The sequence below is a fragment of the Pseudoselenomonas caprae genome, assembly GCF_008271345.1.
Classification (GTDB): domain Bacteria; phylum Bacillota; class Negativicutes; order Selenomonadales; family Selenomonadaceae; genus Selenomonas_A; species Selenomonas_A caprae.
Genome location: NZ_VTOZ01000044.1, coordinates 1 through 9,580, shown reverse-complemented (window position 1 = coordinate 9,580; position 9,580 = coordinate 1). Strand labels below are relative to the sequence as shown.

Annotated in this window: 9 protein-coding genes; all 9 read right to left on the bottom strand. The window is 37.1% G+C overall.

The window, feature by feature from the left end; all coding sequences use genetic code 11:
- Positions 1-310, bottom strand: a 310-nt coding sequence (locus FZ041_RS13960; protein WP_149190008.1) for a hypothetical protein, incomplete at its 3' end; no start/stop codon positions are given.
- Positions 303-1,415, bottom strand: a complete 1,113-nt coding sequence (locus FZ041_RS13955; RefSeq protein WP_149190007.1) for a glycoside hydrolase family 99-like domain-containing protein — start codon at positions 1,413-1,415, stop codon at positions 303-305. The genes FZ041_RS13955 and FZ041_RS13960, both read right to left, overlap by 8 nt.
- 66 nt (positions 1,416-1,481) lie before the next feature.
- Entirely contained in the window at positions 1,482-2,447 is a 966-nt protein-coding gene (locus FZ041_RS13950) for an EpsG family protein (protein ID WP_187626389.1), read from the bottom strand.
- A gap of 127 nt (positions 2,448-2,574) precedes the next feature.
- Positions 2,575-3,690, bottom strand: coding sequence for a glycosyltransferase family 4 protein (locus FZ041_RS13945; RefSeq protein WP_149190005.1), 1,116 nt, complete (start codon positions 3,688-3,690; stop codon positions 2,575-2,577).
- A 1-nt stretch (position 3,691) separates the two neighbouring features.
- Positions 3,692-4,672: a polysaccharide deacetylase family protein gene (locus tag FZ041_RS13940; RefSeq protein WP_149190004.1), complete on the bottom strand. Its 981-nt coding sequence runs from the start codon at positions 4,670-4,672 to the stop codon at positions 3,692-3,694.
- Entirely contained in the window at positions 4,666-5,643 is a 978-nt protein-coding gene (locus tag FZ041_RS13935) for an SDR family oxidoreductase (RefSeq protein WP_149190003.1), read from the bottom strand. Before FZ041_RS13935 ends, FZ041_RS13940 begins: the two co-directional genes overlap by 7 nt.
- A gap of 3 nt (positions 5,644-5,646) precedes the next feature.
- Positions 5,647-6,963, bottom strand: coding sequence for a nucleotide sugar dehydrogenase (locus FZ041_RS13930; RefSeq protein WP_369407326.1), 1,317 nt, complete (start codon positions 6,961-6,963; stop codon positions 5,647-5,649).
- Entirely contained in the window at positions 6,960-8,060 is a 1,101-nt protein-coding gene (locus FZ041_RS13925) for a glycosyltransferase family 4 protein (protein WP_149190001.1), read from the bottom strand. Before FZ041_RS13925 ends, FZ041_RS13930 begins: the two co-directional genes overlap by 4 nt.
- An 11-nt stretch (positions 8,061-8,071) precedes the next feature.
- The gene (locus FZ041_RS13920) at positions 8,072-9,463 is read right to left on the bottom strand and encodes a sugar transferase (protein WP_149190000.1); all 1,392 of its coding nucleotides are present in this window, start codon (positions 9,461-9,463) and stop codon (positions 8,072-8,074) included.
- Between the last annotated feature and the right edge of the window lie 117 nt (positions 9,464-9,580).

The window sequence follows — 9,580 nt, the reverse complement described above, 5'->3', positions numbered from 1 at the left end:
CGCGATCACCAATAATTAACTCTGGAGCAAAATTTTGACCAGTCGCTGGAAAACGACATATTGCTTCCATCCATAAGCCCCGACCAGCAGTAAAGTTTTGACCAATTTTTATATATCTTAAACCACCTAGTCTAGCATCCGATGGAACCTTAACATCCCCACGTCCAAAGATTATTCTACAAAAAAGCAAAGCTGTAATTCGACGCATATAAAATCGTATTGTCAACCATAATCCATCTTGTCCCAATCGCATCTTTAATAAGTATAAACGCCATATAAGACCTGCCGTTTCACTTTTAACGTCATCCATTTACTTCATTCACTGCCTTTTTCAGTGCCTCTAAATATTCGTATCCATTTATCTCATCAGGTTCCAAGTAAGCACTTTCTCCCCATTCATTCCATGCAGTTACAAAAACAAATTCTTTCCCTTGCGTTAATGATATATTCATTAATCTCTTCATATATTGGTAAAATTTTTGTGGTGTACCGCCTTCTGCTATCGTAGCATTTCGAGCCCGTCTCGGAGTATCATCAAAATCAACAAATCCACTTAAAAAAGCAGAGGAACGAGACTTTTCTGCATCGCGTAGAATGTAATTCCATCTTTTATCATAATCATATACAAATGGATTACCTAACTTTTTATTTATCATCTTCTTTATTTTTATAATTGCAGATTCCCATTTATCTCCATATGTTGCAGGAGCATATTTAAAACTACACTGCAAGTGTTCCCCCTGCCAATTATCACGAGACATACATACTATTCCATCAAAACCATATTCAATTGCCAATTCATTCCAATATTCACTCATTTTTCTAATAACATTGAATTTGTTATTAGGTTGAAAAAAGGCAAATAATGGTTTGTTGCCTATTTTAATATATCGCTCATCTCTAAAGAAAGTCATCAAATACTCAAAATGTTCTTTCCACTCTTTTTTGTCTCCGTATTCAAGTTTAGCCAAAACGCTATCATCTTTTATCATTTCTGTATCCATGTCATATTTAGGAGCCCAATCATTATTGAATTTAGCTTTACTCCAAGTTCTAGCCCACGATGCGTTATCCCATATAAACATATAATGGATATCGATATCTTTATTATCACGTATCAATTCCGCTGGTTTATGCAAAAGGTTTTGTTCTGTCGAAAACCAATAATGATAAATACCAAAACCATATATATTATATTTAGAAGCCAAACCAGCCTGCCAACGAATTTCATCAACATCTGCTAAATCATAATAATGTCTATTAAGAGGGATTCTCGGTTGTTTATGATTTGGATAAAGTGGCTCTGATTTCTTTGATGCTACCCAATCGGTAAACCCTTTTCCCCACCACTGATTATTCTCAGGTATTTCATGAAATTGTGGCAGATAGTTTGCTATGATTTTTATTTTATCCATACACTAACTCTTTTCATCAAAAATCAATTTATTTTTACGTAATTACCACTGATTACAATAATTATTTCAGAAACCATCTATATCAAACGGAATCATATTAGCGACATCCATAGCGTAAAAATATAGTGCCGTCAAAGCGACAGTAAAGCTTACCTTACTTATCATCCTTATATAGGCATTGTCTATTTCTACGCAATATCCCAAAAGTAAAAACATATAACTCAAACAAACAAAAGCTATACGCACGCTAACAGATACGCCCAACATTGGATAAAAACAGAGTAACAAAACAATACCTAATGTATATATTTTAAAAAACACATTATATCTAAAATCCTTTCTATATTTGATATACCCCATCGCAAATATGACATACATAAGACAGTACAGAACCATTTGCTTTATTCCATGTCCATCATCACTAAAATCTGTAAAATATAATCCATAGTGAGGCAATATCAAAGATATATACTCATATGATACTTTTATCACTTCACATAGGATAACCCCTACAATCAATACATTTTCATACTTCACTTCACGTGCAGTTAATGGATATAAAACTATCAAAAAAAAAGACGAAATATGAAACGTCGACGCTAGCATAATCAGTATTGTATATTTTAATATATTTCTTGACAGTAAGTATTTTGTAGCATACAATACCACTCCACATGCTATAACCTGTCGTTCGTAAGAACAGACAGCTGATAATCCGACAGTAGTTCCAAGGAATAACATATATCCCCAGCCTAAACTATTTTTAACTGTAGGATATTCCTTCATTGCTTTCATATATATTGGCATCACTACAAATGCAACCAAAGCAAAAAATAATCGAGGTGAATTTAATTGATATGCCATTTCCATCAATAAATATGATCCTACTTCACCATGAACCGCATATGCATAATGACTTCCATCAAAAAACTTTTCATAATATCTTGTTGTATCCTCCCCCATATCATATGCTCTAAATCCAACTAGAGTGCTTATAATAACGACTAATATATGATAAATATATTCATTCATTGGATATGAAATCCTTTCATTATTGATTTCATATAAACCAATCAAAGTATATGCTATACATAGAAACAAAAATATAGGAAGCATCCATCATTACCTCACAAATTCAAATAACGATTTTGTTTAATGTTCATATATTTCTGTACAAACCTACTAATCGTTTCTCCATTATGTTCCAAGAAAATTTTTCTACGTATAATTTTTTTAAATCATTAGACATTCTAATCCACTCATTTTTTCTATTAATGAGATAGTCAATTGCAGAATTCAAATCTACAGCATTTACTCCTATAACACATCCAACATCATATTTAGATATCCATTCATCTACTCCAGTATTCTTTTCCATAATTACAGGTTTCCCCAACATTAAAGCTTCATAAAATTTATTTGGTGCTGCGTAATGATGTTCTTTATTGTATTTATATAAAGCAGTCATTATATCTGCATTACTTTCTAACTGCAATGTTTTTTCATAATTAATTTTTCCATGAAAAAAGATATTTTCATTTTCATCAGCCATCTTCTTTACCTGCGATTCCAATATACCAAACCCAGCAATGTCTAGCTGAATATCTTTTCTCTTAGAAACAATATCCATCAACTCTTCTATATAACGATTTCTTTGTAAAATCCCAACATAAACGATTTTTATCTTATCTCCATCATTTTTTTCTTCTACTTCATTCTTCACAATTGGTGAATTATGTACAATATACAATTTTTGCATATCGCCGTGATATTTTATTTGTTCTATCCTTTGTTCTGTACAGATTATGACAGCATTGGCCCCATATATAACCCGATCCTCTATCCACGCTACAATTTTCTTTAATTTTTCAGGTATATCATATGCTTCTGGATAATAATCGAATATATCATATACAAGCTTTTTCTTAAGTAATTTCGCCATAATAATCGACGCCAGTCCTGTATTTAAATCACAGGCATGTATAGCATCGTATGTATCTTTATTATCCCAAAGCCACTTACAAATATTTATTTGATATTTAAGCAATGGAAATACATTTTTCATTTTTCCACCATAAATACTCTTAATACCAACACGAGTCACTTTAATCATCTGACCATATGCATTTATATTCATAAATTCAAAACCATGATTTTCTTCCCTATCCCATCCCAAAACTTGAACATCATGTCCAGCTTTTTTCAAAGAATATGCTTCTTTTTCCACACGAGGATCAGGTGCTATATCGGTACTTCTAACTATAACAATTCTCATATTATTCTCCCCCGCTATACCCAGAAGATACTTCTCCAATATTCATGCTAACCATTTTATATTTTTCTGATAGGTATCTATAAAATTCCAGTATTTCTCTTAAGTTTTCTATATTTTGTTCCATATTTTTCCCAAAATTATGAGGATGCCACCATAGATGATATATCATTCCCATTTTCGCAGCTTTTTCCATATCTTTTTTTATTATTTCTTTTTTCATTTTTTCAAAGCTACTAAACCTTATGCTATATGGTCTTAAGAAACTACTTGCTGGAACATTGCCCATTCCATTATTATTGAAGCATCTTACAGCCTTCTCTCCTAAAATTCCAGTATAACTATCAATTAATCGCATCGCTCTAATACATAAATTGTTATAAGTTTTGTTATAAGGATAAATAGATAGCAATCCACGATAAGTAGAAAAGCCAACTTCTTTTGCTGCATTGAGGAATGATGCTTCCACTTGATTTCTCGGAAATAATATCGTTTTAGGAATAATATTTAATTTTTCTTCCATAATTTTTTTAGCAGCCAACAAATCGCCTCTAAATGCATTTATGTTACTATCCTTTTGAGAACAGTAATAATGTGAAAATGTATGTGATGCTACCTCCTGTCCTTTTACACACATTATCTTTTTCGCCAAAGATAATGCATAGTGGCATTTATCGCCTTCTTCATTCTCGCCTATATCATCTAGATATTTTTCTATCGGCAAACTACACTTGCACTGGCTTTTTGCATACTCAACATAGTTTCTAATTTCCTTTTTATTTTCTGCTAAAAGCATCCCTACAATTCCCCATGTTGCATGTATTTTATAAGCAGAAAATATATTTAATAACTCTAAAACTGCCGTTCTTGCACCATATATATTTTCTTTATATGCATGTTTATAGTCATCGTTATGGTCTTCTATACCATACTGCAATTCAAAATCTAAGGATATTGTTAATACCCCATTTTTATTATTCAACATAAATTTTCCTTATACCATTCAATTGCTAATTTTATACCGTCAGCAAAGCTATACTCTGGGTTATATCCCAAAAGTTTTTTTGCTTTGGATATATCAGCATTACTATGACGAATATCACCTGCACGTGGCGGTCCAAAATTCGGTTCAATTTTTTTCCCCAGCACAGCATTCAACGAATCATAAACATCGATAAGATACTCCCGTCCACCATAGGCAATGTTATAGGCTTCCCCTGCTGCCTCTTTCGATGCTTGACAGGCCAAGAGATTTGCCAAAATTACATTATCAATATAGGTAAAATCTCTTGACTGCTTGCCATCACCATTGATTGTCGGAATCTTGTCCTTCAAAAGCATTTTTAAAAACTTTGGGATTACCGCTGCATAAGCACCATTTGGATCCTGTCTCCGGCCAAATACATTGAAATACCTCATCCCATAGGTATCAAGACCATAGTGCATAGTATATTGCTTGGCATATTCCTCACATTCATATTTTGTTACCGCATAAGGTGACAGACGATTTCCCTCGCGTCCCTCCTGCTTCGGGAGGTTCGGCTCATCCCCATACACAGAGGAACTTGAAGCATAAACGAATTTCTTAACATTATTCTTTCTGGCTGCTTCTAGCATATTTACTGTGCCCATGATATTGTTAACGGCATAAAAAACTGGCATCTCAATACTTCTTGGTACACTTCCCCAAGCCGCTTGATGCAGGACATAATCTACCTTTTTGCACGCCATATCACAGGTATCAAAATGCTTGATATCCCCTTTGATGAATTCAAAGTTTGGATGCTTTCGCATCTCCTCGATATTTTCAATATGTCCTGTCGACAGGTCATCAAGGCAACGCACCCGATACCCCATAGACAATATCGCTTCACAAAGATTCGATCCGACAAAACCAGCACCGCCAGTCACTAAAAACAATGACTCTTCGGGAAATTTCAAGCTACGATAATCCAAAACTTACAGCCTCCAATAACAAAAATCCGCGTTTACAAACGCCTGACGGTTAAATATACCTTTTACATCTATCATGATTTTCTTATCAGCAAATAACCCATCAAAATCTTCTGGATGCATCTTTTCGAAGTCTTCATGTGCTACTGCCACTACCAGCGCATCCAACTTATTCTCACTGATCAATTTCTCCCAAGAGATGATATCAACATCATAAAGACGCTTGGCTTCCTCCGCGTCTGCTACAGAATCAGCGATAATTGGTTCAATGCCATAGGAGCGCAGCTCTTGTACAATATCAAACACTTTGGTGTTACGAGTATCCTGACAATTCTCCTTAAAAGTAAAACCTAGAATACCAACCTTTGCATTCTTCACTGGCTTATCCATCTTGATGAGATTTTTTACCGTGTTTTCCGCGATATATTTTCCCATCTCATCATTGATACGACGACCAGAGAGGATTACCTGACTATGATAGCCAATCTGCTCTGCCTTATAGGTCAGATAATACGGATCAACACCAATACAATGACCACCAACTAGGCCAGGATAAAACGGCAAGAAGTTCCACTTCGTTCCTGCTGCTTTCAAAACCGCCTTCGTATCAATGCCTAATTTATTAAAAATAATCGCCAACTCATTCATGAACGCAATATTGATATCACGCTGACTATTTTCGATCACTTTCGCTGCCTCGGCGACCTTGATGCTCTCGGCACGATGAACGCCCGCATCTACCACCAGAGAATAAATCTCCGCAACAGCAGTAAGTGTCTCATCATCCATGCCGGATACAATCTTAACGATATTATTCAAACGGTGCTTTTTATCACCTGGATTGATACGTTCTGGTGAATACCCCACCTTGAAATCAACACCACATTTCAGTCCAGACTCCTGCTCCAGTATAGGGACACATACATCTTCTGTTACGCCAGGATAAACGGTCGACTCGTATACAACAATACTTCCCTTGGTCAGATTCCTGCCAACTGTCCGGCTTGCACTTTCCACCGGCATTAAATCCGGCGAATGATCACGCTTTACTGGCGTAGGAACTGCTACGATATGGAATTTCGCCTCTTGCAACTTGCGCTCATCAGCAGTAAATTCTACCCCACAATTCCGAATAACAACATCTCCCACTTCTTTCGTAGGATCAATCCCTTTTTGATACAACACAATCTTTTCTTCATTGTTGTCATACCCTATTACTGATAGCTTTTGTGCAAAGGCTACCGCTATCGGCATGCCAACATACCCTAGCCCCACCAAGGATAGTTTGGCTTTCCCTGTTAAAAGGTCTTCCCGTGTAATCAATTTCTCATAGCCTCCAAACATTCAAGTTCATCCATATAAGCCTGTATTACAAGATTCCGATCAAATTTTTCTTCTACTTTTTTCCTAGCGCATATGCCCATATTCTTTCGTGTTTCATAAGGCAGATTGATAAAGGTCTCGATTGCCTTAACCAATGAATTCACATTATGAGGCTCAAATCCAATTCCACTTATCATTTCATCAAAAATTTCCCTACATCCTGAAATATTCGAAGCAATAATCGGCCTTGCTGTAGCTGCAGCTTCCAGACAAACATTACTCATACCTTCATGATAAGATGGATGTAGCAAAGCATCGCAAGCCTTCATGAAAGGACGTGTATCTCTTTGGCCCCCATGATAGATAATATTAGGTTCTTTTGACCACATTTCCATCTTAGAAGCATAGTCATCTTCACAGTTTCCCAAGATATGAAACTCTATATTTGGGTATTTATTTTTCAAAATTTTAGCTGCACTTACCAATTCATGAATACCTTTATCTCGCATAATACGTGAAATAAACAAAAGCCTCACTTTACCATCATCATTTGGATAAGTTTGCTTATTAAAATGTTTTAAATTTACTCCAGATCCTGGTATCAAAATCGGTTTTTTCCAGCTAACACCACGCCGTTCCAAAATTTGACGATTATCAGCGTTTTGAAAGAAAACACATTGTTCATGACCAGCCACTACTTTATACATTAGTGTTGCTATTCTGCACAACAGATTTTCTTTTGCAAAAGCCGTTCCTAACCCTGTAATATTCATAAGATATGGAACATTACAGGCCCTGGCCACCATTCCACCATAAAGATTCGGCTTTATCGTATAAGTCAATACACAATCCGGATTCAGTTTTTTCAACAAGCGATAGTAAAACCAAATAAGCTTTATATCTGAAAACGGGTTCATTCCCCTTCTCTTTACTGGTGCAGGGAAAACACCATCTACAATAGCTGCAACTTTATCAAAACATCTTCCAGTTGGTATAGCAGTTAATACTGTATGTCCATCCTCCTTTAACCGCATCATCAATTCGCGCCGCGGTAAATACAAGCCTTCCGCATGATGTGCCAAAATCAATATTTTCATTTCACTCGCCTTTAAAAGTCTCCATATATATCTTTATCAATATCGTATTTCGCAATATTTAGAGGCTTCTGCTCTATGCCTGCCCCTTCTGTTGCACTTTTGGTAAACAATACGCGCACTGTCTGAATGATTATGGCCAGATCCGTCAGTATCCCGCATTTTTCGATATACATCAGGTCGTATACCAATTTGTCAAATGGTGTAGTGTTGTATTTACCATATACCTGAGCCATGCCTGTGATGCCAGGTTTGACGTTGTGACGATAGGCATATTCCGGCGTTTCCTTGATAAATTTTTCCACAAAGAACGGCCGCTCAGGACGTGGCCCTACGACACTCATATCGCCACTAATCACGTTCCAGATCTGTGGCAGTTCATCTAGTCGAACTGCACGCAGGAAACGTCCTAGTTTGGTAATACGAGGATCATTTTCCTGTGCCAGCATCGGGCCGCTATACTTTTCTGCATCGACACGCATAGTACGGAATTTATATACCTTGAATTCCTTGCCATCGCGCCCGACACGAATTTGACTATAGAGCACCGGCCCTGGGTCGCCTATCTTTATCGCTATAGCTGTTGCCAACATAAATGGCAAAGCACAGACAAAGCCAATACCAGCTACCACAAGATCCAGTGAACGTTTCAACATTCGCGTTTCTACCGTTGGACGCAGGCTCTGAGGACGGAATACAGGGATATCATCAATCTTGTCGAGAGCTGCACCACTGCAGAATATCTCAAAGGTATTCGGTATCAACAATGGCTGTTTGCCATTTTCATGACAGTAATTGATGATTTTCACCTTGTGACGATGACGCATTTCTGCGCATACCATGATTACATCAACTTCTCTTGCCGCACTCTCCCAGGCATTGTTTTCCATGCTAGTACACACGTATTTGAGCTTCAGATTCAACTGTGGCTGCTGACGTAGACGGTTGTATACATGCGTGCACTCTTCCTCCGAACCAATCAAAAGCACTGTCCGCATATCATGGATGCGTCGTTCGACGCGCCAGAACAAATACCGCCAGCAACTAAGAAACACAAACTGCAAGATGACAGTCACGCCCAAGACGCCACGCGAATATGAGAATTCACGTATGAAGAAACTCAAAGCCATCGTGAGTATCATGGTGCATAGATTCGTCACCATCATCCCAAGGAGTATCTCGGCAAAACGTTTTTCCACAATGGAATACATGCCGTTGATATTCAGCAATAGTCCCGTAATAATCATGATGACAGGCAGCATACTGCTATACAGGTTGATGCTCCCCAGCAGAATACTGCGATCCAAAACGAACGAAGTTGTCAGTATATACGCAAAACTGATAAGCCCGATATCCCCCAACAGCATGATGAGCTTGCGGGACTGCGGGAATCTTCTTGGCTGCATCTTACTCACCCTTCTCTTATGTAGCAGTACAGACCATAGCCCAGTGACAACAGGCAGCCAAACACAAAGCCAATCGCAAGGATTCTGCCTTTTCTCGGTGCTGATGGCGCACTTACA

What these genes read in the sequence shown, in the direction of transcription:
- FZ041_RS13955 (WP_149190007.1), bottom strand. Translation starts at nt 1,415, where the DNA reads ATGGATAAAATAAAAATCATAGCAAACTATCTGCCACAATTTCATGAA.
- FZ041_RS13945 (WP_149190005.1), bottom strand. Translation starts at nt 3,690, where the DNA reads ATGAGAATTGTTATAGTTAGAAGTACCGATATAGCACCTGATCCTCGT.
- FZ041_RS13950 (WP_187626389.1), bottom strand. Translation starts at nt 2,447, where the DNA reads ATGAATGAATATATTTATCATATATTAGTCGTTATTATAAGCACTCTA.
- FZ041_RS13940 (WP_149190004.1), bottom strand. Translation starts at nt 4,672, where the DNA reads ATGTTGAATAATAAAAATGGGGTATTAACAATATCCTTAGATTTTGAA.
- FZ041_RS13920 (WP_149190000.1), bottom strand. Translation starts at nt 9,463, where the DNA reads ATGCAGCCAAGAAGATTCCCGCAGTCCCGCAAGCTCATCATGCTGTTG.
- FZ041_RS13925 (WP_149190001.1), bottom strand. Translation starts at nt 8,060, where the DNA reads ATGAAAATATTGATTTTGGCACATCATGCGGAAGGCTTGTATTTACCG.